General features: G+C 43.1%; 23 protein-coding genes. 2 read left to right on the forward strand and 21 right to left on the reverse strand.

What is annotated here, in order from left to right:
* The first annotated feature begins 345 nt into the window (after positions 1-345).
* Positions 346-1,755: a spore germination protein gene (locus RZO55_RS00150; RefSeq protein ID WP_318062278.1), complete on the forward strand. Its 1,410-nt coding sequence runs from the start codon at positions 346-348 to the stop codon at positions 1,753-1,755.
* A gap of 42 nt (positions 1,756-1,797) precedes the next feature.
* Here RZO55_RS00150 and guaB read toward each other — a convergent pair whose 3' ends face one another.
* From guaB to RZO55_RS00185, 7 genes are all read right to left on the reverse strand, one after another.
* Positions 1,798-3,252, reverse strand: coding sequence for an IMP dehydrogenase (gene guaB / locus RZO55_RS00155; protein WP_318062279.1), 1,455 nt, complete (start codon positions 3,250-3,252; stop codon positions 1,798-1,800).
* 287 nt (positions 3,253-3,539) lie between these two features.
* On the reverse strand, positions 3,540-5,192 hold the full coding sequence (gene treC, locus RZO55_RS00160; protein WP_318062280.1) for an alpha,alpha-phosphotrehalase: 1,653 nt from the start codon (positions 5,190-5,192) through the stop codon (positions 3,540-3,542).
* Entirely contained in the window at positions 5,193-6,602 is a 1,410-nt protein-coding gene (gene treP / locus RZO55_RS00165; RefSeq protein ID WP_318062281.1) for a PTS system trehalose-specific EIIBC component, read from the reverse strand.
* Between the two features lie 143 nt (positions 6,603-6,745).
* On the reverse strand, positions 6,746-7,459 hold the full coding sequence (gene treR, locus RZO55_RS00170) for a trehalose operon repressor (RefSeq protein ID WP_318062282.1): 714 nt from the start codon (positions 7,457-7,459) through the stop codon (positions 6,746-6,748).
* A gap of 526 nt (positions 7,460-7,985) precedes the next feature.
* Positions 7,986-8,495: a DUF6106 family protein gene (locus RZO55_RS00175; protein ID WP_318062283.1), complete on the reverse strand. Its 510-nt coding sequence runs from the start codon at positions 8,493-8,495 to the stop codon at positions 7,986-7,988.
* Between the two features lie 52 nt (positions 8,496-8,547).
* On the reverse strand, positions 8,548-10,167 hold the full coding sequence (gene groL, locus RZO55_RS00180; RefSeq protein WP_318062284.1) for a chaperonin GroEL: 1,620 nt from the start codon (positions 10,165-10,167) through the stop codon (positions 8,548-8,550).
* Positions 10,168-10,253: 86 nt separating this feature from the next.
* Positions 10,254-10,544, reverse strand: a complete 291-nt coding sequence (locus RZO55_RS00185; RefSeq protein WP_097005136.1) for a co-chaperone GroES — start codon at positions 10,542-10,544, stop codon at positions 10,254-10,256.
* A 265-nt stretch (positions 10,545-10,809) separates the two neighbouring features.
* On the opposite strand from RZO55_RS00185, the gene RZO55_RS00190 reads away from it, so the two are divergent.
* Positions 10,810-11,346 (forward strand): hypothetical protein, encoded by a 537-nt coding sequence (locus RZO55_RS00190; protein WP_318062285.1) that lies wholly within the window; start codon positions 10,810-10,812, stop codon positions 11,344-11,346.
* Between the two features lie 72 nt (positions 11,347-11,418).
* On the opposite strand, the gene bioB is transcribed toward RZO55_RS00190, so the two are convergent.
* The 14 genes from bioB to RZO55_RS00260 all read right to left on the reverse strand — a co-directional run bounded on the left by bioB (position 11,419) and on the right by RZO55_RS00260 (position 25,729).
* Positions 11,419-12,375 carry a biotin synthase BioB gene (gene bioB / locus RZO55_RS00195; RefSeq protein ID WP_318062286.1) on the reverse strand — a complete coding sequence of 319 codons (957 nt, stop codon included), beginning with the start codon at positions 12,373-12,375 and terminating at the stop codon, positions 11,419-11,421.
* 27 nt (positions 12,376-12,402) lie between these two features.
* Entirely contained in the window at positions 12,403-12,942 is a 540-nt protein-coding gene (locus tag RZO55_RS00200; RefSeq protein WP_318062287.1) for a biotin transporter BioY, read from the reverse strand.
* A gap of 114 nt (positions 12,943-13,056) precedes the next feature.
* On the reverse strand, positions 13,057-13,884 hold the full coding sequence (gene rhaD, locus RZO55_RS00205; protein ID WP_318062288.1) for a rhamnulose-1-phosphate aldolase: 828 nt from the start codon (positions 13,882-13,884) through the stop codon (positions 13,057-13,059).
* 12 nt (positions 13,885-13,896) lie between these two features.
* Positions 13,897-15,147, reverse strand: a complete 1,251-nt coding sequence (locus tag RZO55_RS00210; protein ID WP_318062289.1) for an L-rhamnose isomerase — start codon at positions 15,145-15,147, stop codon at positions 13,897-13,899.
* Between the two features lie 24 nt (positions 15,148-15,171).
* Positions 15,172-15,486, reverse strand: coding sequence for an L-rhamnose mutarotase (gene rhaM / locus RZO55_RS00215; RefSeq protein WP_318062290.1), 315 nt, complete (start codon positions 15,484-15,486; stop codon positions 15,172-15,174).
* Positions 15,487-15,511: 25 nt separating this feature from the next.
* Positions 15,512-16,942, reverse strand: coding sequence for a rhamnulokinase (gene rhaB, locus RZO55_RS00220; protein WP_318062291.1), 1,431 nt, complete (start codon positions 16,940-16,942; stop codon positions 15,512-15,514).
* Between the two features lie 266 nt (positions 16,943-17,208).
* Complete coding sequence (locus tag RZO55_RS00225) at positions 17,209-17,442, reverse strand: hypothetical protein (RefSeq protein WP_318062292.1); 234 nt, start codon at positions 17,440-17,442, stop codon at positions 17,209-17,211.
* A 176-nt stretch (positions 17,443-17,618) separates the two neighbouring features.
* Positions 17,619-18,608, reverse strand: coding sequence for an AraC family transcriptional regulator (locus tag RZO55_RS00230; protein ID WP_318062293.1), 990 nt, complete (start codon positions 18,606-18,608; stop codon positions 17,619-17,621).
* Positions 18,605-19,468, reverse strand: a complete 864-nt coding sequence (locus tag RZO55_RS00235; RefSeq protein ID WP_318062294.1) for an MORN repeat-containing protein — start codon at positions 19,466-19,468, stop codon at positions 18,605-18,607. Before RZO55_RS00235 ends, RZO55_RS00230 begins: the two co-directional genes overlap by 4 nt.
* A complete protein-coding gene (pdxR, locus tag RZO55_RS00240; RefSeq protein ID WP_318062295.1) occupies positions 19,465-20,907 on the reverse strand; it encodes a MocR-like pyridoxine biosynthesis transcription factor PdxR in 1,443 nt (480 codons plus the stop codon). Before pdxR ends, RZO55_RS00235 begins: the two co-directional genes overlap by 4 nt.
* 85 nt (positions 20,908-20,992) lie before the next feature.
* Positions 20,993-22,666: a glutamine--tRNA ligase/YqeY domain fusion protein gene (locus RZO55_RS00245; protein ID WP_318062296.1), complete on the reverse strand. Its 1,674-nt coding sequence runs from the start codon at positions 22,664-22,666 to the stop codon at positions 20,993-20,995.
* A gap of 84 nt (positions 22,667-22,750) precedes the next feature.
* On the reverse strand, positions 22,751-23,269 hold the full coding sequence (locus RZO55_RS00250; protein WP_318062297.1) for a transcription repressor NadR: 519 nt from the start codon (positions 23,267-23,269) through the stop codon (positions 22,751-22,753).
* Between the two features lie 17 nt (positions 23,270-23,286).
* Entirely contained in the window at positions 23,287-24,966 is a 1,680-nt protein-coding gene (locus RZO55_RS00255; RefSeq protein WP_318062298.1) for an ABC transporter ATP-binding protein, read from the reverse strand.
* A complete protein-coding gene (locus RZO55_RS00260; RefSeq protein WP_318062299.1) occupies positions 24,953-25,729 on the reverse strand; it encodes an energy-coupling factor transporter transmembrane component T family protein in 777 nt (258 codons plus the stop codon). Before RZO55_RS00260 ends, RZO55_RS00255 begins: the two co-directional genes overlap by 14 nt.
* Between the last annotated feature and the right edge of the window lie 7 nt (positions 25,730-25,736).

Below are 25,736 nucleotides of genomic sequence, written 5' to 3' on the forward strand. Positions count from 1 at the left end.
CTGCCCTTCCCCCACAGAAGGCAATCCTCCGTCACGATCTTAAACCGTCACACTATGTAGTTTTGCATTTTGGCATCCCCATGCCAAAATACCGCACGCAAGGCACCCCTTGTGCTTCTCACATGGTCGATAATACCATCTTTTCGCTCATAAGTCAATATTTTTAGTGTATTTTGCCAAAAAACAACAGGAATCGACCAAAAATCCCTCCATATTTTCCAATAAAAATTATACAAAATGCCCTTGATACCCATGCAGATTTAATAAAACATATTTTTCACAAAAATGCACATACTTTTCCTATTGCCAAATTGCTGTTATTACCAATGCAAGGAGATTACTACCATGGAATTTACAAGGAATCTATCGGATAATATGAATTATCTAAACAAGAAACTGGATGTAGACGTGAACTTTGATCTGGTTTACCGTACCTTCCATATTGCAGACAAAGAAGCATGTCTTTACTATGTGGAAGGTTTTACAAAAAGTGATGTATGGCAGAAGTTAATGGAGGATTTTGCTCCTATCACGGCAGAAGACCTTCCTGCCAATGCCCATGATTTTTCAAAAAAGAAGCTGCCTTACAGTCAGGTCGGTCTGGTAGCAGATGACGAAACAATGATAAAGATGCTGCTTGCAGGTATTTCCTGCCTGTTTATTGATGGTTATGATAAGTGCTTTACTCTCGACTGCAGAAGCTATCCGGCAAGAAGCGTATCGGAGCCGGAAAAAGACAAGGTATTACGTGGTTCCAGAGACGGGTTTGTTGAAACCCTCACCTTTAACACCGCTCTGATCCGGAGAAGAATCCGGGATCCCAAGCTTACGGTAGAAATCATGAATGCAGGAGAAAGTTCCCATACAGACATTGCCATCTGCTATTTTAAAGGGCGGGTGGACGAAAGCCTTCTTACCATGATAAAAGAGCGGATCATGAAACTGAAAGTTGACGCTCTTACCATGAACCAGGAAAGCCTTGCGGAATGTATTTACCCACACAAATGGTACAACCCTTTTCCAAAATTTAAATATTCCGAACGTCCGGATACTGCAGCTGCATCCCTGCTGGAAGGGAATATCATAATCTTGGTAGATAACTCTCCTTCTGCCATGATACTGCCTTCTTCCGTATTTGATATTATCGAGGAAGCCGATGATTATTATTTTCCGCCTGTCACTGGAACCTATCTGCGGCTGTCACGTATGATCATTTCTGTCCTGACTATATATTTAACCCCTCTGTGGCTGCTGTTTATGCAGAACCCGGAAATGATCCCCAACTGGCTTCGTTTTATCCGCTTATCGGAAGAACCACAGGTCCCTCTGATCTTCCAGCTTCTCATTCTGGAATTTGCCATTGATGGTCTTAGGCTGGCAGCTGTCAATACTCCCAGCATGCTGACCACTCCCTTAAGTGTGATCGCCGGTATTGTCATGGGAGAATATTCTGTAAAATCCGGCTGGTTTAACAGTGAAACCATGTTATATATGGCCTTCGTAACTGTGGCAAATTACTCTCAGTCCAGCTTCGAACTGGGCTATGCATTTAAGTTCATCCGTATGATACTTTTGGTTTTAACAGCCTTTTTCAATGTATGGGGCTTTATAATCGGCTTTATCCTGTCCCTGTGCGCCATTGTATTTAATAAGACCATTGCAGGCAAAAGTTATATCTATCCTCTCATACCGTTTCATGTCTCAGAATTGAAAAAAAGATTCTTTCGGGGCCGCCTTCCCCACAGAGAAAAATAGGGATGTTAAAAAGCAGACGGAACCAGGTCCGTCTGCTTTTTACTATTCGTCTATGCTGTAGTTTGGTGCTTCTTTCGTAATATGAATGTCATGGGGATGGCTTTCTTTTAAGGAAGCAGCTGTTATTTTAACAAATCTGCCGGTTTCCTGAAGAGTACCAATATCCTTTGCCCCACAGTATCCCATACCGGAGCGGAGACCGCCCAGCATCTGGAATACGGTGTCTTCCACCAAGCCTTTATATGCCACACGGCCTTCCACACCTTCGGGAACCAGCTTTTTCGCATCTGACTGGAAATAGCGGTCCTTGCTGCCGTTCTCCATGGCAGCGATGGAACCCATGCCCCGGTATACCTTATATTTTCTTCCCTGATACAGTTCAAAGGTTCCAGGACTTTCATCACAGCCTGCAAACATGCTTCCCATCATACAGACGCTTCCGCCTGCTGCAATCGCCTTTGTTAAATCTCCTGAATATTTGATTCCTCCGTCTGCAATGACAGGAACACCATATTCTTTTGCAACGCTGTAGCAGTCCATAACAGCTGTAATCTGAGGCACACCGATTCCAGCAACCACACGGGTGGTACAGATGGAGCCAGGTCCGATTCCTACCTTTACGGCATCAACACCTGCATCAATCAGAGCCTTTGTAGCATCACCGGTAGCTACGTTTCCGGCAACTACAGACAGATTGGGATAGTTTTCCTTAATCATTCTGACACAGCGGATTACATTCTCTGAATGGCCATGAGCGGAGTCAAGAACTACCACATCCACTTTTGCTTCCACAAGAGCTTTTACACGGTCAAGAACGTTGGCAGTAATACCAACTGCAGCTCCGCACAGAAGTCTGCCCTGTCCATCCTTTGCAGATAACGGATATTTAATCTGCTTCTCAATATCCTTGATGGTAATCAGACCCTTTAAGTTAAATTCTCCGTCCACGATGGGAAGCTTTTCCACTCTTGCTTTTGCAAGAATCTTCTTTGCCTCCATAAGAGTGATTCCTTCTCTGGCTGTCACCAGATTCTTAGTTGTCATGCACTCTTTAATCTTTCTGCTAAAGTCCTCTTCAAACTTTAAATCACGGTTGGTGATAATTCCGACTAATCTTTTTCCCTCTGTAATCGGTACACCCGAGATACGGAACTTTGCCATTAATTCATCCGCATCTTTTAATGTATGTTCCGGGGAAAGATAGAATGGGTCCGTTATGACGCCGTTTTCTGACCTCTTAACCTTATCAACCTCTTCTGCCTGCTCTTCAATCGACATGTTCTTGTGAATAATGCCGATGCCACCCTGTCTTGCCATGGCAATCGCCATGCGGTGTTCGGTTACGGTGTCCATTCCTGCACTCATTAATGGAATGTTCAGCTTGATGGTTTTTGTAAGGTTGGTCGATAAATCAACCTGATTCGGTATTACATCTGAATAGGCCGGAACTAACAGCACATCATCAAATGTAATGCCTTCGCCAATAATTGTACCCATTATTTTCCTCTCCTTCGCTTAATTTTTATACTTTTTAAAATAAACATTTTTGCTTATTAGTTAAATAGTTTAGCAAACTTTGCTTTGGTTGTCAACGGACATTTTCCCGTTTTTTTCCGTGCTCTGTGGACATTAATAATGAACATTTCTAATAAATAATTACTTAGCTGCTCTGTTTTCCTATGGTCTGTGTTCTGACGCACAAAAAAGACCGGCAAGAATTCACTTCTGCTGATTACAGCGATGAATTCTGTTCGATCTTTCCTGCAATACTACTTAAAAATGCATCAACGGGAGACGTAGAGTATAACCGCTCCAAAGGGCTTAAGCGCCACTTTGTTCCCGAAGATTTTTACACTTTCATAATTGGACAACAATACCTCCCAGTCATCCAGGACCTCATTTTGCTTCACCAACTGCTCCTGTCTGGTAAAGTTGGCAAATACCAGCAGCTTTTCTCCATTTAAGACTCTTTTATAAGACATAATCCCCTGATTATCCACAAAAACCGGTTCATAGCTCCCGTCGCTGATAACGTCATACTGCTTTCTCATTTCCACCAGCTTCTGATAATAGGCAAAGATGGAATCAGGATCGGCAAGGCTATCTTTCACATTGATTTCTCTGCAGTTTTCGTTGACAGCCAGCCACGGCGTTCCGGAAGTAAATCCGCCATTTACCTCTCCGTCCCACTGCATAGGGGTCCTGGCATTATCCCTGGACCGTTCCTTAAGGATCCGGTAGATATCCTCTTCCTTTTGCCCCTGCTCCTTTAGAATATCAAAATAGTTCAGGCTCTCGATATCCCGGTACTGGGAAATATCCGTGAAATTGGCATTTGTCATGCCGATTTCCTCTCCCTGGTAAATAAAGGGTGTTCCCCTCATCCCGTGAATCACCGTACCCAGCATCTTGGCTGACTGCTTCCTGTAGATTCCATCGTCACCGAACCTGGATACCGCTCTCGGCTGATCGTGGTTGCACCAGAACACTGCATTCCACCCGTTTCCCCCGGCAATGCCACCCTGCCATGTGTGAAAGATCTTTTTCAGACGTTCAAAGTCATAGGGCATTAAGGACCATTTATCCCCATTCTTATAATCCACTTTCAGGTGATGGAAGTTAAAGCACATTTTCAGCTGCTTTTCCTCCGGGTTTGTATAATGGATACAATGGTCAATGGTGGTGGAAGACATTTCACCTACTGTGACCACATCCTCCGCATCAAGCCCTGTATCCTCCACGATTTCCCTAATGAATTCATGGATCTGTGGACCGTCCGTGTAAAAACGGCGGCCATCCCCCTCCTCATCGTCTTCAAAGACAGTTGGCTTGGAAACCAAATTGATGACATCGAACCGAAAGCCGCGGATTCCCTTCTCTTTCCAGAAACGGATGACATTTTTTATTTCTTCCCGCACGTCCCGGTTCTCCCAGTTTAAGTCCGCCTGGGTTACATCAAATAAGTGCAGATAATACTTTCCCAGCTCTTTTACGTATTCCCATGCATTTCCGCCAAACTTGGACTGCCAGTTAGTCGGCGGACTTCCCGCCGTGCCATCCTTAAAAAAATAGTAATCCTGATATTTCATCTCGCCGGCAAGAGCCCTCAAAAACCATTTATGCCTTGTTGAAGTGTGGTTGAAAACCATGTCAAGCATGAGACTCATATCCCGGTCTTTTGCTTCAGAGATTAGCCGCTCCAGATCCTCCATGGATCCGAATAAGGGATCGATCCGAAAGTAATCCTCAATATCATAGCCGTTATCATTCTGGGGCGATACAAAAAAAGGAGTGAGCCAGAGGTAATCCACACCCAGCTTTTTTAAATAATCCAGCTTTTCAATAATGCCCTTTAAATCCCCCGTTCCGTTTCCATCTGTATCCATAAAGGATTTGGGATAAATCTGATACACACATGATTTCTTAAAATTCTGCATTTACCGGATTCCTTTCTTTTTGCCTACAGTGACAGTCAGTCCAAATGGTACTGCAATGGCAATCAGCATGCAGAGGGCGAATATTCCCATATACTGAGGCTGTATGGACAGGATTCCAGGAATGCCGCCAACTCCTATGGAATTAGCCATAACGTTCATTCCAACGGATACGGTTGCCGCAATGGCAGAGCCGATCATAGCCGAAAGGAAGGGGAATCCCCTCTTTAAGTTCACGCCGAACATGGCTGGTTCTGTAACTCCTAAATAACAGGAGATGCAGGCTGGAATAGAAATCTGCTTCGACTCCTCATCCTTTTTCTGTAAATAGATCATGCCAAGTACTGCAGAGCCCTGCGCAATGTTGGATAAAGCGATCATCGGCCACAACATGGTTCCTCCGAACTCAGCCATGAGCTGGAGATCGATGGCATTTGTCATGTGGTGAAGCCCTGTGATGACAAGGGGCGCATATACGAAGCCGAATAAGGTGGCAAACAGCCAGCGGAAGCTGGAAGTAAGCCCTGCATAAACCACCTTTGATATGGCGGAGCCAATGGCCCAGCCGATGGGGCCTACTACCGCATGAGCGGCGATGACGGCCAGAAGCAGGGAACAGAAAGGAACAACAATCATGGATACGGCCTGAGGAGTGATCTTCTTAAAGAACCTCTCCAGATAAACCAGCACAAAGCCTGCCAATATTGCCGGAATGACCTGAGCCTGATAACCGATCATCCTCATTTTTACAAAGCCGAAATCCCAAACCGGAATTTCTATGCCCGGCGCCATGGCATAGGCGTTCAAAAGCTGGGGAGATACTAAGGTGAGACCGAGCACGATTCCCAGAATCTGGGTGGTTCCCATCTTTCTCGTTACGGACCATGTGATACCAACCGGAAGAAAATGGAAGATAGCCTCGCCTAAAAGCCAGAGGAAGCTGTATACGCCGGACCAGAACTGGGAAACGGCCACAAGAGTCTCTGTCCCGTCGTTCATGAATTTAATTTCACCGATGATGTTCCGAAAGCCCAGGATCAGACCACCTACGATAATGGCCGGAATCAGTGGAGCAAATATTTCTGCTATATCTGCTACTGCTCTCTGCAACACGTTCATGTTGCCCTTTGCTTCCTTTTTCACTTCGTCCTTTGATACACCTTCAATTCCTGAAATTGCTGCAAATTCATTGTAAAAAGTCTGTACGTCGTTTCCAATGATGACCTGAAACTGTCCAGCCTGTGTGAATGTGCCCTTGACGCTTTTTAATGCTTCAATCTTTTGCGGATCAGCCTTTGACGGATCTGACAGCACGAAACGCATTCTGGTCATACAATGGGTCACGGCCCCTATATTTCCCTTTCCTCCGACGAGGTCCAAAAGCTGCCTGGAATCATTTTCATATTTCCCCATATCCATACTCCTTTTCCATATGTTTTTAAATTGGTTGCAACTTATATGTTATTATTGTATTTTCAATATAACATATACGTATATCTTTGTCAACTTATATGAGAAAATATATTTTCATCCCTGCCTTTGCATGCAGGCCCTTTTTAAAGCTTCCTCCGGGCAAAATCAACGAACTTAAACTTATCCGGCCTGTGACGGGATTCGGTGAACTGAAACAGGGTGGAATCCTCCAGGTACGTATAACTCTTCACCACAACGATCATGTTGTAGCTTCCCATATCCAGCAGGCGGTAATCCTCGTCTGTAGCCATGTGGATCGTGATCTCCTTCATGGCGAATCCGATTTTCAGCCCAAGCTCCTTTTCCAGATATTCATAAACAGAATCCTGTGCCGCCCTGAGAGGCAGATTTTCCACCACCCTCCGTGAAAAATAATCCTTGTCAATGATAATCTTCTCGCCCTCGATCTCCCTGACCCTCTCCAGCACAAAGGCCTCGTCATCCGGTCCGATCTGCAGGGCCGCCATCAGCTTTTTATCTCCTTTAACAATTTCTAAATTTTCCACAATGGTTTTGGGCCTGGAAGCAGAAAAACGGTAGATTTCCTTAAAGCTTGCAATTTCCGACACAGGGAAATTGAACTTGTTCTTGTCCAGAACCTCCGCCGCCTTTCCTCTGGCTTTTTGAATATAACCGTCCTGGACCAGAAGTTCCAGAGCCTTGCGCACTGTATCCCTTGAAGCACCGTAAACCTCCATTAACTCCCCTTCCGCCGGAAGCTTATCTCCCGGCTCATATTCCCGCCTGTCAATTTTATCCAGAAGCAGCTTATAAAGATGCCTGTATTTACTTTCCATAATTCTTTAACCTCCATTTTATCAGGTTTATTTTATATTTCTGATAAGTATTGATTTTATTGTAACATATACGTATATGTCAGTCAAACAAAACACATATTTAAACTTCACAGAACAGTTCTCGCTATTTCCAGAATTGATTCTTACGGCAGCAATTTCGTTACCTTCCATTACAGTCGTCAGGAACAAGAAAAACCAGTATTCTTATTTTTGTGGGGCATAGGCAGGGACCTATCTGCTGTTATGCCCCAAAATAGTATGAAGGGTTTTTAAAATTGAAGAAATGGGGCATAGGCAGGAAAAAGATTTTATCTATGACCCGCAAATTAATAAAGGCGGGGCATAGACAAAGAGCCAACTGCTTATATGCCCAAAATAGGGATAGAGATGGTCTGAAACTGGGAAAAACGGGGTAGAGGAGTGAAAAAAAGTCATCTATACCCCATTTTATAATAGTAATAAATATTCAGAGGTGCAAGCAAAAAAAGAATCAGGCGGTCTGATGAAAACCGTCTGATTCCTGTTATTATAATTGTGTAACTACTTTACGCGGAGCTATCATTTTCATACAGTGAAGCAGTTTATCATTTGGTTCAAAAATAATCTTTGTCCTCTCTGAACCGGAGTGGCTGATCAGTGTATAAGTTTTAGCTCCCGGGATACGGGAAGAATAATCCAGTACTTTCATGTTGCCTGTTTCGTGATCTTTTGCTTCTGTAGAACCGGTGGGCGCTACAATCTGGATTCCCTCCATTGATCCTTCCCAGGCTTTCTTACGCTTGCTTTTGCCGTAAATTCTGTCTATGGACAATGTATTTGTCACAAACAGATACTCATATTCCACTTCACTGTTACGGAATACAACGTAGGTAGCAGCTCCGGCAGCGAACAATATGATCACACCAAAGATCCCGAAAACCGGAGAGATGGATAAGAAAAATGCAATCACACATAATATCCCCATCACGATCTTCAGTAACATGGTATAAGCCGGAGACTTCCTCTTTACAAGCCATTCTGCATACATTTCATTCATAATAATACTGGATCCTTTCTCATACCTGCAGGATGTCTCTTCTGTATGAATCTTACATCATATCCATTCCGCCCGGAGCCGGAACTGCAGGTGTCTTTTCCTTAATATTAGCAACTACGGACTCAGTTGTCAATAAGGTAGATGCAACACTGGTAGCATTCTGAAGTGCACTTCTTGTTACCTTAGTAGGATCTAAGATACCTGCATCAACCATGTCAACGTAAGCTTCTTTGTATGCGTCAAAGCCTGTGCCTACTTTTGCTTCTTTTACTTTACTGATGATAACGCTTCCTTCCATTCCTGCATTAGCAACAATGTGGTATAACGGAGATTCCAGTGCTTTTAAGATAATCTTACCGCCTGTCTTCTCATCGCCTTCCAGTTTGCTTACCAGACCTTCAATTTCAGTAATTGCGTGGATATAAGCAGAACCGCCGCCTGCAATCACGCCTTCCTCTACTGCTGCTCTGGCTGCAGATAATGCATCTTCCATACGAAGCTTTGCTTCCTTCATCTCAGTCTCAGTTGCAGCACCTACACGGATAACTGCTACGCCGCCGGATAATTTAGCAAGTCTTTCCTGTAATTTTTCTTTATCAAAATCAGAGGTAGTTTCTTCAATCTGGCTCTTAATCTGACCGATTCTTGCATCAATAGCAGCTTTGTCTCCAGCACCGTCAACGATAACAGTGTTCTCTTTCTGGATCTTCACTGATTTCGCACGGCCTAACTGATCAAGAGTTGCGCTCTTTAATTCATAGCCCAGTTCTTCAGAGATTACAGTACCGCCAGTTAAAACTGCGATATCCTGTAACATCTCTTTTCTTCTGTCGCCATAGCCAGGAGCTTTTACACCAACTACATTAAAGGTTCCTCTTAATTTGTTAACAATGAGAGTTGTTAATGCTTCGCCTTCAATATCTTCTGCAATGATAAGAAGTCTCGCGCCGGACTGAACAACCTGCTCTAATACTGGAAGAATTTCCTGAATGCTGGAAATCTTCTTGTCAGTAATAAGAATGTATGGATCGTCAAGATTTGCTTCCATCTTCTCCATATCGGTGCACATGTAAGCGGAAACGTATCCTCTGTCAAACTGCATACCTTCTACAAGATCCAGCTCGGTCTTCATGGTTTTGGATTCTTCAATAGTGATAACGCCGTTGTTGGAAACCTTCTCCATAGCGTCAGCTACCATCTCTCCCACTTCATCATCAGCTGCAGAAATTGCTGCAACTCTTGCGATAGATGCTTTTCCTTTGATCGGCTCGCTCATCTTTGCGATTGCTTCAACAGCAGCCTCTGTTGCTTTCTTCATACCCTTTCTTAATACGATTGGGTTTGCTCCGGCTGCCAAGTTCTTCATACCTTCATTAATCATAGCCTGAGCCAGTACAGTTGCAGTTGTAGTACCGTCACCAGCAACATCATTGGTCTTAGTTGCAACTTCTTTTACAAGCTGAGCACCCATATTCTCAAAGGCATCTTCCAGTTCGATCTCTTTTGCAATGGTAACACCATCGTTGGTGATTAACGGAGCTCCGAATGATTTATCAAGTACTACGTTTCTTCCTTTCGGACCTAATGTTACACGAACGGTATCTGCTAACTGATTCACTCCTGATTCAAGTGCTTTTCTGGCTTCTACGCCATATTTAATCTGCTTTGCCATGATTCATTCCTCCAGTTTAAACTTTATTTTGTGATCTAATATAAGGAAATCACACCTTTTTATCAAAATACGCTGTAATACGTTACTTATTCAATTACTGCCAGAATATCACTCTGCTTTACAATTACATACTTCTCATCGTCTTCTCCGGTTTCAATCTCTGTTCCTGAATATTTGGAGAAGATTACTTTATCGCCTGTCTTAACCTGCATGGAAACTTCCTTACCGTCTACAAGACCACCAGGTCCTACTGCGATGACTTCCGCCTGCTGCGGCTTTTCTTTTGCCTGACCCGGCAGAACAATACCGGACTTTGTTGTTTCCTCTGCAACCAACGGTTTTAACACAACTTTGTCAAATAATGGTACTAATTTCATTGCAATTCCTCCTCATAACCTTCTTATTATTTCTTTCTTATGGCCTTTAGAAAGAAGTTATTTTTTATTCACATAATATGTTATATCACTCATTATTAGCACTGTCAATAGTTGAGTGCTAACTTTATATTTTTTTTACATATTTACCATATTTAAACGGATTGCGCCGTTACTTACATAGTTTATAGAAATTTTCTTATTATATACCTTTATTTTTTCTTGGGATCGTATTACAATAGGTAGGAGAATGAAAGGAGTGTTTTAAATGGCAAAAAGAGGTAATGGTTTTGGGAAATTCGTGGCACTTGCCACTATCGCCGGTGCTGTTGCCGCCGGCATCTCTTATTTTACAAAATACAAATCCTTCCACAAGGAGCTGGAAGAAAACTTCCATGATTTCGAAGATGACGGGAATGATGACATTTCCAAAATTGACAGCACGATGAACCGCAGCTATGTTTCTCTTCACGCGAATAAAGATGAACTGAAGACGGCTGCCTCTGATATTGCAGACGCAGCAAAAGACGCAGCGAATGCGGCGAAAAACATGATGAAGGATGCAGCTTCTATTGTTAGTGATACAGCCAGGGAAGCAGCTTCTGCAGTGGCTGATACAGCCAAGGATATGTTTGATTCTACAATGGAAAAGGAAGATACTGAAGAAGATTCTGACATCACAGAAGACGGCGGTCTGGATTATTCCGCTTCTGAATCAGGACAACCAGCTGCAGATGCGGCACCAGAAGCCACCACCGGATCTTCTGATGATACCACCACAATCGTGGAAGAAGAATTACAATAAATTTTCTGCATTATGCAGGCAAAGGAGTATATCTTGAGGACGGCCCAGGAATGTACTCCTTTTTTAATTTCATTAAGATTCAATACAATACTCAAACCCGGCTTCCTGAATCATTTTTATAGTACTGTCAATGCTCTCTCCGCCTGCGGTTAAATAACCGGAGGCAAATACAGAATCAACTGCATAAAACATCCATTTTTCTTTTCCTTTTAAATACAGTTCCCTTCCCGCCGCGCACCGGATATCTGATTTGGGATTTAAAAGTCTGGCAAGGCAAAGAACTTTTAAACAGTATTCAGAAGTAAGAGCAGATGTACTCTGATTCTCCATTGCTGTACCTTTTATGGGAATCAGGAAATTAATCGGAACTGCTTTTGGACTTATCGTCTGAATCTCAAACAACATGTCCACTACATCTTCCGGACTCTCTCCGAGTCCCACAATTCCGCCGCAGCACAGTTCAAATCCCATCTCTTTAAGCATCTTAATATTAGAGATCCGCTGCTCATAGGTATGGGTTGTGCAGATATTCGGATAATAATTTCTGCCTGTATTCAAGTTGTGGTTGATTCTGTCCACACCCGCTTCCTTTAAGACTTGTGCCTGCTCTCTGGTGAGAAATCCAATGGAACAGCAGACCGGAGTATCTGTTTCCTTTTTAAGCCTTTTAATCTCTTTAGCAAATGCCAGAATCTCTTCATCAGAAAAACGGATACCACTCAGACCAATGCAGTGGCGTGCCAGTTTCCTGTCTTTTACCATGTAACCGTCTTTTACAAGCTTATCATAATTAATCATCTGATACGTATCAATATCTGCCTTTGACTGACCGGACTGGGCACAATAAGCACAGTTCTGTGAACAGTTTCCGCTGCGTGCATTGGTCAGAAGATGAATATCAACCATGTTCCCTTTATGCTTTTTTCTCAGCTTATATGCAGCTTCAAGAAGCTTTGGAAGCTCTTGATCCGGCATGAGGAGAATGGAAAGCGCATCCTCTTTTGAAAGATTATCATATGTATCTGTCATTACAGACCTCCTTTTTATCATGACTTACTACTGCAGCATTCTCTGGACCACCGAATATAACCGGCGCACTAAAACAACGACGAGGCATGTCTTTAATAAATCCCCGGGCAAAAACGGAACCACACAAAGCCCAAGTGCTGCCGAGAAAGAGGTATGCGTTATAAAAGTAAACCAAATGGTCCCAAATACGTAGGTAACCAGAAAGCCGGACAATATGGATACCACAAGTGCCTGAACGGTCCGTTTTCCAAATCGCTCCAAAATCCGGCCGGTCACGTAAGCAGATACAATATAGCCGATAATATAGCCTCCTGTCGGACCGGCAATCCTGCCTAGTCCGCCATGAAATCCAGAAAAAACCGGGAGCCCCGCCGCTCCCAGCAGTACGAAAATAAGCTGACTGAGAGCGCCCAGTCCTGATCCAAGCAAACCGGCAGCTAAAAAGGTGGATATATGAGCCAGATTAACAGGAACAGGTCCGATGGGTATTGATATTTGAGACAGAATAGCGGTGAGGGCTGCAAATAAAGCACATAATGTTAAATCTTTTGTTTTTAAATGTTTCATGAAAAATCCCCCTGTATAAAGATGTTATTTTTCATCATTATACAAAGGGATTTTCGAAATGTCAACCATATAGTGTGATTTGGTTAACAATTCATTTTTCCATATTTAACATACCTATTTTTCGTAAAGAAACTCTTCCGGCAGAGTGACTTTAAAATCTCTGGCAAGATCCCTGAAATTATCAGGAGTGATTGTCTGCAGCTTATCAGGACGGATCGATAAAACCTTTACAAGAATCTCCGCAGATTTTTCAACTGTATGCATTAACCCAAAGGTTAAGTCAAAGTCTTCTCCTGAAGCAAAGAGTCCATGATGAGCCCATACTGCAACATCATATTTCTTCATCAGTTCGCTGGTTGCAACTGCAATATCACGACCGCCTGGTACCATCCAGCCGACAACGCCTACTCCGCCAGGGAAAACAACCGGACATTCCGTAGCCATCTCCCACAATTCACGTGTAAACACACCATCCTCTAAAGGGAGAACAAACGTCAATGCAATAACATTGGCCGGATGCGCATGGTAAATCACACGGTGAAGTCCGCTGGTTGCGTTCTTCTTCACTTCATGATTCATTAAATGGGAGGGCAGCTCACTTGTGGGGCGTCCGCCGTTTACCAGTCCCCAGCAGATTCTGTAATTTTCTCCAGCTTCGTCCAGCTCTATGATACAGGTATTGGCAGCCGGATCCAGAATTACATTACGAAAATATTTTCCGCTTCCTGTTACCATAAAATATTCTCCTGCCAGATCCTTAACTGCGGTTCCGATTGGCTGCCAGGGAGTACTTCTGTTTAATTCTTCTTTTACAGACTCCACTTCTTCCGGCTTGATCCGGTAACTTAAATTTCCTCCGTTTCTCTCGTGCCAGTTCTGATTAAAACCATCGTCACACATACGGATAAAGCCTTTTACAAATTCTGCATCTAATATCTTCATGTTTTTTCTCCTCTATTTACGGTTTGCCAGTACTTCTTTTTCATAAGCAGTTATCTGAGGAAACCAGTCTTCTTTTGCAGGTACTCCGTTTAACTCACAGAAATAGTTCCATACATCGCCGATTGGATAGAGCTTTAACTCTTCCTGAAGCATCATAAGCTCTGTAAAGTTACGGGATTCCTGTAAGGCAGCCAGCTTCTCATTGGGAAGCAGAAGTGCATTTAAAAGAGCTTTCTGCATGTTTCTCATTCCAACTACCCAGGCGCTTAAACGGTTGATGCTGGCGTCAAAGAAATCCAGAGCCAAAAGGACGCGGTCTGCTCCGCCCCGCACAATCTCTTTTGCAATCTCTTTCGTCTCATCGTCAAACAATACCACATGATCACTGTCCCAGCGAACTGATCTGGTTACATGAAGAGCCACCTTATCAAAAAACAACAGCATGGAAGAGATCTTATCGGAAATCACTTCTGTTGGATGATAGTGCCCGCTGTCCAGGAGACAGAGAATATCGTTCTTTGATGCGTAATTCATGTAGAATTCATGAGATCCCACCGTACAGCTTTCCATTCCGATACCAAATACCTTAGATTCCACTGCAACATATACCTTAGACTTATCGTAATCCATGGAGAGGATCTGGTCAAGGGAATCCTTTAGCCTTGCTCTTGGTGATGTGCGGTCAGCGGGAACATCCTTAAATCCGTCCGGTATCCAGATATTCATGGTGCAGGGAGTATTTAACTCTTCAGCAAAATACTGGGAAATACGGATGCATGCCTGTACATGGCGGATCCAGAATTCCCTTATCTGGGGATCTTCACTGGATAAGGTCGCGGACTCTGCCTTCGGGTGTGAGAATAAGGTAGGGTTAAAATCAATGCCGATCCCCCGTTCCTTTGCAAATTCCACCCATTTTGCAAAATGCTTCGGCTCAAGTTCATCCCGGTCAACCCATTCTCCCTTTTCAAAAATTCCATAGCTTGCATGAAGATTAATTCTGTGTTTTCCAGGAATCAGGCTAAGCGCCTTGTCCATGTCTTCCATCAGTTCTTTGGGACCTCGTGCCCGTCCGGGATAATTTCCGGTAGTCTGGATTCCGCCTGATAATGCTCCTGCTCCGTCAAATCCGGTAACGTCATCCCCCTGCCAGCAGTGCATGGAAACAGGAATCTGTTTCAGTGCAAGAAGTGCCTGGTCCGTATCAACACCCACCGCTTTATAACTTTCCCTTGCCGCCTCATACTTTTCTTTGATTGTCATAGTTTTTTCTCCCTTTCTTTTTTCTCAGTCTAAATGAAATACCGGTTTTAACCCGTCTGAAACAGGGCTGTTATCCGGGTTGGTTTTCATAATATCCGCCATATAGCCCCACCATTTCCGGTTAATTGGTGTATCTGCAGATCTGGCCCATTTGTCCTCATCTTCTATTTCAATATATCCATAAAGCACATTGGTTTCTTCATCTAAAAATATGGAATAATTATGGCCGCCGTATTCATGAATCATCTCTTTCATTTCCGGCCATAGCAGATTATGGCGTATTTCATATTCTTCAGCCATTCCTTCATTCAGATACATCTTAAATGATTTTCTGATCATAGTTCCTTCTCCTTTACAAAGCCGGTCACACCGGTTTATATTCTTTCACAGCAAATGACTGGTAAACTGATTCTCTTGCTTCTTTTAAATCCTTAAATTCCCCATAAGCAATCATCTGTGCCAGCAAATTTCCGATAGCTGTTGCTTCTCCTGGCCCGGCAAAAACAGTTTTACCCGTTTGTTTTGCAGTCAATTCATTTAAGTAGGCTGCATTGGAACCGCCGCCGACTACGTGAAGGTTTGTGTATGTTTTACCTGTAATGGATTCCAGTTCTGCTGCCGTTTCTTTATAGCATACTGCAAGACTGTTATAAATCACAGCAGCAATCTCTCCGGCACTTTCAGGAACAGGCATTTCTTTGCTTCTGCAGAAATCCACAACTGCTTTTATCATACTTTCCGGCGCCAGAAAACTGCTGTCATTGCAGTCAACCAAGGAAGAAATCGTCTCTTTTGATGCCAGATCACACAACTCACCAAAGGAATATGTTTCTCCTCTTTCTGCCAGTTCTTTTTTCACGGACTGAATCATCCAAAGACCCATGATGTTCTTTAAATACCGATAACGGTAATCGTATCCGCCTTCATTGGTAAAATTAGCCTCCATGCTTTCCTCTGAACAGTCCGCAGCCAGAAGTTCGGTTCCCATTAAAGACCATGTACCTGAACTGATATAGAGAATATCCTCCTGAGAATCATCCTTCTCAGGAACTTTAGGAACAGCCATGACTGCAGAACCGGTATCATGTGTGGCAGGTAATACCACCGAACAGGAAAATCCTACCTCTTTTGCAATATCTTCTGTAAACTGCCCTACTCTGGTTCCAGGCATGGAAAGGGGAACAAACAGCTTTTCCGGATAAGAAAGCATGCGGATCAGTTCATAATCCCAGTTCTCCGTCACAGGACTGACCAGCTGGGTGGTGGTAGCATTGGTATATTCCTGCTTTTTTACTCCAGTTAAAAGAAAGTTAAAATAATCGGGAATCATAAGGAAAGTTTTGGCTCTCTCCATCAACTCCGGTTCCTTCTCCTTAACCGCCATAAGCTGATAAACCGTATTAAAAATCTGCTTCTGGATTCCGGTTCGTTTGTATAGATCATTCTGGGAAATAATTTTATATACTGCTTCATCCATACCCGATGTCCTATCATCCCGGTATCCTGCTGCCCTTCCAAGTATGCTGTCATTCTCATCAAGAAGAACAAAATCCACTGCCCAGGTATCAATTCCCATACTGACCGGTATCTTCCCCAGTTTTGCGCACTGTTTCAGTCCTTCTTTTATTTCTGCAAACAAGGAGGCTACATCCCAGGATAAGTGCCCCTGTTCCTGCTTCATTCCATTTTCAAAACGGTAAATCTCCTCCAGAACAATCCTGCCTTCCTTTACCAATCCAAGTATATGACGGCCACTGGAAGCGCCTATGTCCACAGCAAGAAAATAGTTCTCCATCACACCACACTCCTTTCGTTATTATTGCCCATGTACTTTGGGCATAAAGGGATACCCGCAGGGTGTTTCATTATTATTGCCCATGCTTTTTTGGCATAAAGGGATACCCGCAGGGTGTTTCATTATTATTGCCCATGCTTTTTGGGCATAAAGGGATACCCTCATCTCTTCTTCTATCATAACGGATATTCCAATAAAAAATAAGGACGCTGTTTAATAAAAACTGCGTCCTTATTTGCATATTCCAGCCGACTATTATCTATTCCTTAATCAGTTTTGGAAGAAATAAGTAATTCTTTTAAATCCATAATTGACATCTCATGCTCGTCCAGTATTGTGGATACTTCCTTAAACTGTTCCAGTTTTATTTTATCCTGTATATCTTTTTCCTTTTCATCTAATGTAACAAGACAATCCTTATATTGCTGAATGGATTCCTGCACTTCCTTTAATTCTTCCTGAAGTTTTTCCAGTGCTGTTTTTCTAACTCCTCTTGGCATATTGGTCCTCTCCTTTACAAATGTTTTTTTATTACCATATATAACCAAGTATATGCAGAAATGTTTTTTATTATTACAGAAATATAACTTTTTAATTCATAAACTTTGTTTTCTTTTCTTCACTTTTAATGCTGTGATTAAAGTTTTAAATCGAAACCAAGAACAGTCCAAAATCCCTATCTCTTCCCATCTGAAAATGGCACAACCAAGTTCTTATCCCTGTATTCTTTTGGAGACATGCCATAGTAATTACGAAAAATACGATGAAAATAGCTGGTATTATCATAACCTACCGCAATTGATATATCCGTAATGGAAAGTCTGGTATTAAGTAGAAGAAAAGATGCCTGATTCAGCCTTTTAATCTGTATCAGTTCCTTAAAAGTCCGGCCAGTCAGACGTTTTACCGCCCTGCTCAGCCAGTATATGTTGTAGTTTAATCTGGCTGCAAGTTCCGTCAGTTCTCCATCCTTATAGTTTTCATCAATAAACTTTAAAACCTGGAACGTCAGCTTCTGGTCAAAGCTTTCTGTGGTATGACTGATCTTGTCCGTAAAATGCATCAGCTGGAGAAACAAAAGCCCCATGGTAACCTGATTGATGCTTCTTTTATTAGGCTGGTCATTGAGCAGAGTCCAGACCATATTCTCCACCAGATTCTGCACAGGAAGAACGTCTGCCACCTGAAAATGCAGGTAACTTGCATAACGGGGATCAAAACACAAACTCCCCACCAGAAAATCTCTTAAAAGGTTTTTCTCCTCCCCCATCATCTGAAATGCCGTATCAAAAAACTCAGGAAGAATAATAAAATTAACTGCAATATCTCTTTGTCCTGCCGGAAGGATTTCCTGTGCTGCATGCTGGTTTAAAAATAGCAGCTCCCCTGTCTTTAAAACCACCTCTTCCCCGTCAATGCGGTGTGTGGTTTCTCCCTGACACATATAAATTACTTCTATATAATTGTGTTTATGTTTTGGAAAATGTACAAATCTGGTATGAGGTCTGATGCGTATCATCTTCCCATGTTCCAGCATTTTCTTACTGTCAATCACCAGTTCCCGTCCCTCTGTATAACGTTTCCGGTCAATTTCCGTCCGGCCGTTTATAATTTCCCGTTCCTCATCGGTGATGACTGCCAGACGATCGATTATCTCCTGATTCACTGCTTAATGCCTCCTCGTTTTTTGCCGGTGAACAGGATTAAGTTTTTCCATCTCGCCTCACCTGTTGCAAGTTCGCTCAGTGTATAGGCGTGGTCCTTTTCGCCGTTGGCCAGAAGTTTATAGATTACCTTCCCATTTTCATCAGTTCCTTTAATCCACCGGTCGTTTAATACGATCACCCCGTCAGAAACCGGAAACTTCCAGACAGCCGTCTCTCCCTGCCTGTTGGTACTGGAATATGTGATGTCTCCCTGCATGATATCTTCCTGAAACATTCCGCTTTTTGAAGTTTTCACAGTAATATCTTCTTTCACACCATCATAATAACGGTAACCGCATTCTCCGCTGCCGTTCATCGTCCCGTTCTTCCAGGTTCCATAAGAATAGTCATATCGTTTACCTTCTTCCAGCTGAAGAACCGATATCGCACAAGCAGTTCCCTCTGGTACTCCATCTTTAAAATCTCCATAAAATACAACTGCCGGCTTTAAGAAAACAATTCCTGTACCATCTGTTATCTCACGTTTCATTTCTCCCTCAGAATACATACAGGGAAATTCATGAAAGGATTCTCCATTGGTCTCTACCAGCCTTGCTGCGCCTTCCAAATCTCCATCTTTAAAACAGCCCTCAAGCCCTTTTAAATACTCCAGGTCAGCCTCAGTCAGAGAAACCAGCACATCCGCTGTTTCCACAACTTCCCGTTTTTTCGCCGGTGCATCCTGGACCTTTATCTGTGAAAGCTTCGTCTCCTTACTCTTTGCTTCCTTACTGTTTCTTAGAGTTCCCGCAATGCTTAGGAGAAACATCAGAACGAATACCAGGGCAATGGTTACTCCGATCCTGTAATTTTCTTTCACAACATCCCCTCCTTACTGCCGTTAACTGACCAGGCTTCTTTTAAAAGAGCAATTCCTGTCTGTATCTGTGTCTCTGTCAGATTAGCGAACCCAATTATGACGGTTGGCGGGTATTTATTATGCTCCTTGTGAATAAAGTACCCTGACAGACCATATACCTTAACGTTTTTCGCTTCTGCTTTTGCCACCAGCTCTTCCTCGCTTCTTCCCTTCCTGTCAGTTAGCAGCAGATGAAGTCCTGCGTGTTCCCCTTCAATTGTAAACTGGTCTTCAAAGGACTTTAAACCTGCAGTCAGCAGATCATGCTTGGCTTTGTAAACTGCTCTCATCCGGTTTAAATGACGCTCATAATGACCTTCAGACATAAACTGGTAAAGAATATTCTGGTCAATTCTGGAAACGGTGGAAGCATAGAAACTGATCCGTTTCTGATAAATCCGGCAAAGCGGTCTGGGTAATACCACATAACTGACACGAATGGCAGGAGCAATAGATTTAGAGAAGGTTCCGCAGTAGATAACCCGGTCCCTGTCATCCATACCCTGCAGGGCTGGAATTGGTTTTCCTTTATACCTGAACTCACTGTCATAATCATCTTCAATTAAATACCGGTCCTCCCGCTCATAAGCCCAGGCAAGCAGCTCCTGTCTTCGTTTTACAGGCATAATAATACCTGTGGGATACTGATGGGAAGGCATAATATAAGCGATATCCGCTCCGCTTTTTTCCAGAACCCGGACATCCATTCCGGACTGATCCATATCAACTGGAACCACCTTGTACTGCAGACTGTTAAACACCCGGTATGCCTGTCTGTAAGTGGGGTTTTCCATGGCAATGATCCTGTCCCGCCCCAGAATCTGGGATAACAGCATCAGCAGATATTCACTTCCCGCCCCAACTATGATCTGTTCCGGCACACAATTGACCCCTCTGGCTGAATGAAGATAGGAGCGGATTGCCTCCCGAAATAAGTATTCCCCCTGGGGGTCTCCAGCTGCAAACATCTCTCTGTTGTCATCGATCAGCGTATTCTTAGATATACGCCTCCATGCGTTAAAAGGAAAATTGCAAAGATCAATTCCTCTTGGGGAGAAATCCACGCTCCAGTCCTTCTTTCTGCCCGTTCCCTCTATTGGATCAGTAAAAAAAGAAAACTGGCTTTTGTTCTCCTGACCGGTATGAATGAGTCCGTCTATCTTCAGTACAAAATAACCGCGGCAGGGAACCGACTCAATGTATCCTTCTGATAAAAGCTGCTCATAGGCCATCTGAGTGGTACTTCTGCTGACTTTTAAATGCTCCGCCAGCTGTCTGGTGGAGGGGAGGCGGTCAGCCGGTCTTAAATTTCCTTTTACAATTTCATTCTTAATGTAAGTGTAAATCTGACTGTAATAAGGCAGGCCCGGCTGATTCTTTAAAGGTATCATCAGTTCCATGAAAGTAACATTCCTCCTTTACCGGATAGGAAAAATGCCCCACGTCCCTCTTTTTTCGGTCATGCGGCATTTTTGTTGAGCTGTACTATTTTGCAATTTTAAAGGAACTCTTTAAGGATACGATCCGGTTGAATACCAGATGCTCCGGCGCACTGTCCTTGCAGTCAACACAGAAGTATCCGTTTCTAACAAACTGGAAGCTGTCATATGCCCTGGCTCCTTCAAAGCTTGGCTCCACATAACAGTGTTTTAAAACAGTCAGGGAATTAGGATTTAAATTTAAGCTTCCATCTTCGTTTAACTTCCCTTTTTCTTCATCCACGATGTTCTCATACAAACGGCACTCCGCTTCTACAGCTGTTGAAGCAGCTACCCAGTGAATGGTTCCTTTCACCTTTCTGCCCTCAAATCCAGACCCGCTCTTGGTCTCGGGATCATAGGTACAGTGAACAACGGTAACATTGCCGTTCTCATCCTTTTCGCAGCCTGTACAGGTTACAAAATAAGCGTTCATGAGACGCACTTCATTGCCTGGGAATAAACGGAAGTACTTCTTAACCGGCTCTTCCATAAAATCTTCCCGTTCAATATAAAGTTCTTTTCCAAAAGGAACCTTTCTGCCGCCCAGTTCCGGATTCTCCATATTGTTGGCAACATCCAGATACTCCACGGTATCTTCCGGATAATTATCAATTACCAGTTTAATGGGATCTAAAATGGCCATCATTCTGGGCCGTTTCAGCTTTAAGTCTTCCCTGATGCAGTATTCCAGCATTGCATAATCCACAGAGCTGTTAGCCTTGGAAACACCTACTAAATCAACAAACATGCGAAGCGATTCCGGAGTATACCCTCTTCTTCTTAACGCTGCGATAGATACCAGTCTTGGATCCTCCCAGCCGTCAACAATCTTATCCTCTACAAGCTTTTTAATGTAACGCTTTCCAGTAACTACATTGGTTAAATAAAGCTTGGCAAATTCAATCTGACGGGGCGGATTTTCAAATTCACATTCTTTTACCACCCAGTCATACAGCGGTCTGTGATCTTCAAATTCCAGGGTACAGATGGAATGTGTAATATGTTCAATGGCATCTTCAATTGGATGGGCAAAATCATACATGGGGTAGATACACCATGTATCTCCGGTATTATGATGTGTCATACGCGCCACGCGGTAGATAACCGGATCACGCATGTTGATGTTGGGAGATGACATATCAATTCTGGCTCTTAATACTTTCTGGCCGTCTTTGTATTTTCCGTCTTTCATCTCTTCAAACAGCCTTAAGTTCTCTTCCACACTCCGGTTTCTGTAGGGGCTCTCCTTACCTGGAGTTTTAAAATCCCCTCTGTATTCCCGGATCTCTTCGGCAGTTAAATCGCAGACAAATGCCTTTCCTTTCTTTATTAAAAGAACTGCACAATCATACATCTCCTGGAAGTAGTTAGAAGCAAAGTAAAGCCTGTCATCAAATTCTGCACCCAGCCATTTAACATCCTCAATAATGGATTCCACAAATTCTGTCTTTTCTTTTGTGGGGTTTGTATCATCAAAACGGAGGTTGAATTTTCCGCCATACTTTTTTGCCAGGCCATAGTTTAACAGGATGGATTTGGCATGTCCAATATGCAGATAACCGTTTGGCTCCGGCGGAAATCTGGTCTGCACATGGTTATAAACGCCGTCTGAAAGATCCTTGTCTATCTCCTGCTCAATAAAGTTTTTAGAAATTACTTCTTCTTTGTTATCTTCCATCTTTCTTCCTCCATATCAGTCACTTCAATAATACAATATCATATCATACTTCAAACGATTCGAAAAGGGGGGAAACGTCTTATCCTAGATCAGATAGCCTTTATTTTTTAATTCTTCCTCAATAAAATCCAGATTTTTCTCTGAGTCTGCTTCTACGGTATGATAATGACAGCCTCCTGTCAGCACATTTAAAGGCTGGTCTTTGGAATATTTCATACGCTGCATAAACTCCGCAGCATCCAGACGATTATTGATAATTAAATCCACCTCTATCTGTCCATATAACTGATGTTCAATTAACACATTTCTGATTCTTCCGCCATAATCAACAATGGTATTCAGTTCATCTAATGTATCCTCCGTCTTATGACTGGTCTGAAAAACTCTTATACAGGAGTGTTTCATCTCTTCTTTTTCCTGTTGAAGGAGGTAGCCTTTATTGGTTGACATGATTGTTTTATTTTCCGCCCGCAAAAGTGCAATGTCCTGAACAACCACCTGTCTGCTGACGCCAAGTCTCTGGGCTAAGTCCCCGCCTGATATGGGTTTACCTTCCTCCGTTAACAGTTCCATTATTTTCTTTCTTCTTCTGCTGCCATCCACGTCTTATTACACCTGCCTTATTTTCTGATGTCCTCTGTTGTCAAAAATGCGCCTTCGTAACCAAGAATTTCACAAAGTCTTGTGACGTGAGGCGGTTCCAACCGGGCTTTCCTAAGAGTGTCTTTCTCATAAAAAACCTGTTCTCCCGGTCCGTCTGCAATCACCTTCCCCCCTGTCATAACAATAACCCGTTTAAAATACCGGGCAGCGAAATCCATGTCATGAAGGATCGCCAGTACAAATTTTCCTTTTTCTTCCATGGTATGGATTAATTGCCCCAGTACTTCCCTTCCCCTGGCATCCTGCGCGATGGTGGGCTCATCTAATATAAGCACCTCTGGATCCATAGCCACTACTGAGGCAATAGCCACCATCTTTCGTTCAGACAAATCCAGATCATAGGGATTTTCTTTTGCCGCATGGAGAAGTCCTACCATCTCAAGAGCCTCTCTTGCACGCTCTTCCCCCTCTTTTCTTGTCATACCGATATTTAAGGGACCTACCATTACCTCTTCCAGAACCTGATTTTTAAAGATCTGGTCATCCGGATTTTGAAATACATATCCTACCTTTTTCGCAAGCTGAGCCACGGTCCGTCCGGAAATATCCTCCCCTTCAAGCATCACAGTTCCTGCCTTTGGTTTTAGCAGCCCCTTCAGCAGCTTAACCAGAGTTGTTTTTCCAGCGCCGTTCTGCCCGATCACTGCAGTCGGTCTCATATCCAGATTAAGTGTGAGATCATCAATTACCGGAACTCCAGGTACATAATAAAAGGCCAGATCTTTGATAGAAAATACATCCTTATCCTGTTTCTCACTATTTCTTTCTCTTACTCTTCCCAACCGTATCAATGGAAATTGATCCTTTTGCTTTTCTATCTGTTTCAAAGTTACCGGGTAAATAAGCTCCTCCCCCTCTTTCCTGTTCACTAAGAGCGCTTTGGAAACCTGGGTGTATATGGGAGGCTCCACTCCCAGCTTACTTAAATCATCTCTGGAAAAGATACGCTCCGGAACATCATAAGCCACCTGTGTTCCCCGATGAAGCAGTAAGATCTTATCACAATAGGCTGCCATCTTCTCCATCTTCTGTTCCACCATAATGATCGTGATTCCAGTCTTTGCCAGCTTTTCGATCACTTGAAACACTGCCTCACTGCCCTGAGGATCCAGCTGGGATGTAGGCTCATCGAGTACCAGAACCTCAGGTTCCATGGCAAGAATACTGGCAATAGCCACTCTCTGAATCTGCCCTCCGGATAGATCAAAGGGATTTCTTTCCTTATATTTAATAATATCCAAAAGCATTAATGCTTTTTCCACTCTTTTTCCGATCTCTTCCCTTGGAATTCCTAAATTCTGAAGACCAAAAGCGATTTCTTCAAAAACCGTATCCTTTGCACCGGACATCTGATTAAATGGATTCTGAAACACAAGACCCACTTTTTGACAAAGAACTGCAATTGGTACTTTTGATGCTTCCACTCCGTCAATGAGTACCTTTCCTCCATATGCTCCCCTGAACATCGTAGGAACCAGCCCGGAAAATGCCTGGCACAAAGTGCTTTTCCCAGCCTGATTTTCCCCTATGATTCCTATAAACTCTCCCTTATCCGCTTCAAAATCAATTCCGTTAAGAACCAGTTTACTGGTGTGAGGATATTTATATTTTAAACCTTTCACTTCAATGAATGCCATATAAGATCCTCCATACAGCCGAGGCAGCAATCAACAGAGTCATAATTAACATAAACCCTTTGTCGCTTCCAAAAAACCGGTGCTCTTTTAAAAATGTTTTTTTATTTTTCGAACCAAATCCCCTTACCTCAAGGGCAATGGCCCGTTCCCTGGTATTAATGAGAGAACTGCTGACTACAGGGGAAATAAGAGGGATAAATGCCTTGGCCCTGGTAAACAGACTTCCCTCGGTTTCCATTCCACGGCTTCTCTGCGCATCTAAAATAGTGTTCATGGTTCCCATCATCTGAGGAATGATCTGAAAGACAGAGGTGATCATATATCCAAATCTGGGAGAAAACCCCGCCTGTTCCAGATCATCCACCAGATCTGCCGGTTTGGTTGTGAGAACAAAGGCTGAAAAAGCAAGAAGCATATTTAAAATATTCAGTCCGATCCGGCATGCATAAAGAAGGCCTTCCCTGTAAAAGGACAGACCTCCGATCTGAAACAGAAGAGTTGCATTTTCCTTATTAAACAAACCATGGATGAGAAAAATTGTGATAAGAATGGTAAATGAAAATGCAATCAGCGGAAAAACCTTTTTAAGGATTCCTCCGCTGATCAAAAGGCCCAGACTGATCACCAAAAACATCCCGAACATCCACAGCGCGCCTCCAATGAGAGGCACACTGATGGCTGCCAGTATATAAACCAGTTTAGCAAAGGGGTGAAGCCTGGTTAAAAAACTGTCTTTATCTACGTAGAGACTGATACTTTTCATAAGAATT

The organism is Clostridium boliviensis (genome assembly GCF_033342255.1).
In the GTDB taxonomy this organism is placed as follows: domain Bacteria; phylum Bacillota; class Clostridia; order Lachnospirales; family Lachnospiraceae; genus Lacrimispora; species Lacrimispora boliviensis.

Bases quoted from the DNA above. Each gene is read 5' to 3' on its own strand.
- treR (WP_318062282.1), bottom strand. From the start codon at position 7,459: ATGGAAAGTAAATACAGGCATCTTTATAAGCTGCTTCTGGATAAAATT.
- pdxR (WP_318062295.1), bottom strand. From the start codon at position 20,907: ATGGAACTGATGATACCTTTAAAGAATCAGCCGGGCCTGCCTTATTAC.
- rhaM (WP_318062290.1), bottom strand. From the start codon at position 15,486: ATGATCAGAAAATCATTTAAGATGTATCTGAATGAAGGAATGGCTGAA.
- RZO55_RS00190 (WP_318062285.1), top strand. From the start codon at position 10,810: ATGGCAAAAAGAGGTAATGGTTTTGGGAAATTCGTGGCACTTGCCACT.
- RZO55_RS00175 (WP_318062283.1), bottom strand. From the start codon at position 8,495: ATGAATGAAATGTATGCAGAATGGCTTGTAAAGAGGAAGTCTCCGGCT.
- RZO55_RS00150 (WP_318062278.1), top strand. From the start codon at position 346: ATGGAATTTACAAGGAATCTATCGGATAATATGAATTATCTAAACAAG.
- treC (WP_318062280.1), bottom strand. From the start codon at position 5,192: ATGCAGAATTTTAAGAAATCATGTGTGTATCAGATTTATCCCAAATCC.
- rhaB (WP_318062291.1), bottom strand. From the start codon at position 16,942: ATGGAGAACTATTTTCTTGCTGTGGACATAGGCGCTTCCAGTGGCCGT.
- rhaD (WP_318062288.1), bottom strand. From the start codon at position 13,884: ATGAAGATATTAGATGCAGAATTTGTAAAAGGCTTTATCCGTATGTGT.
- bioB (WP_318062286.1), bottom strand. From the start codon at position 12,375: ATGACAGATACATATGATAATCTTTCAAAAGAGGATGCGCTTTCCATT.
- RZO55_RS00225 (WP_318062292.1), bottom strand. From the start codon at position 17,442: ATGCCAAGAGGAGTTAGAAAAACAGCACTGGAAAAACTTCAGGAAGAA.
- treP (WP_318062281.1), bottom strand. From the start codon at position 6,602: ATGGGGAAATATGAAAATGATTCCAGGCAGCTTTTGGACCTCGTCGGA.
- groL (WP_318062284.1), bottom strand. From the start codon at position 10,167: ATGGCAAAGCAGATTAAATATGGCGTAGAAGCCAGAAAAGCACTTGAA.
- RZO55_RS00255 (WP_318062298.1), bottom strand. From the start codon at position 24,966: ATGGCATTCATTGAAGTGAAAGGTTTAAAATATAAATATCCTCACACC.
- RZO55_RS00245 (WP_318062296.1), bottom strand. From the start codon at position 22,666: ATGGAAGATAACAAAGAAGAAGTAATTTCTAAAAACTTTATTGAGCAG.
- guaB (WP_318062279.1), bottom strand. From the start codon at position 3,252: ATGGGTACAATTATTGGCGAAGGCATTACATTTGATGATGTGCTGTTA.
- RZO55_RS00200 (WP_318062287.1), bottom strand. From the start codon at position 12,942: ATGAAACATTTAAAAACAAAAGATTTAACATTATGTGCTTTATTTGCA.
- RZO55_RS00210 (WP_318062289.1), bottom strand. From the start codon at position 15,147: ATGACAATCAAAGAAAAGTATGAGGCGGCAAGGGAAAGTTATAAAGCG.
- RZO55_RS00185 (WP_097005136.1), bottom strand. From the start codon at position 10,544: ATGAAATTAGTACCATTATTTGACAAAGTTGTGTTAAAACCGTTGGTT.
- RZO55_RS00260 (WP_318062299.1), bottom strand. From the start codon at position 25,729: ATGAAAAGTATCAGTCTCTACGTAGATAAAGACAGTTTTTTAACCAGG.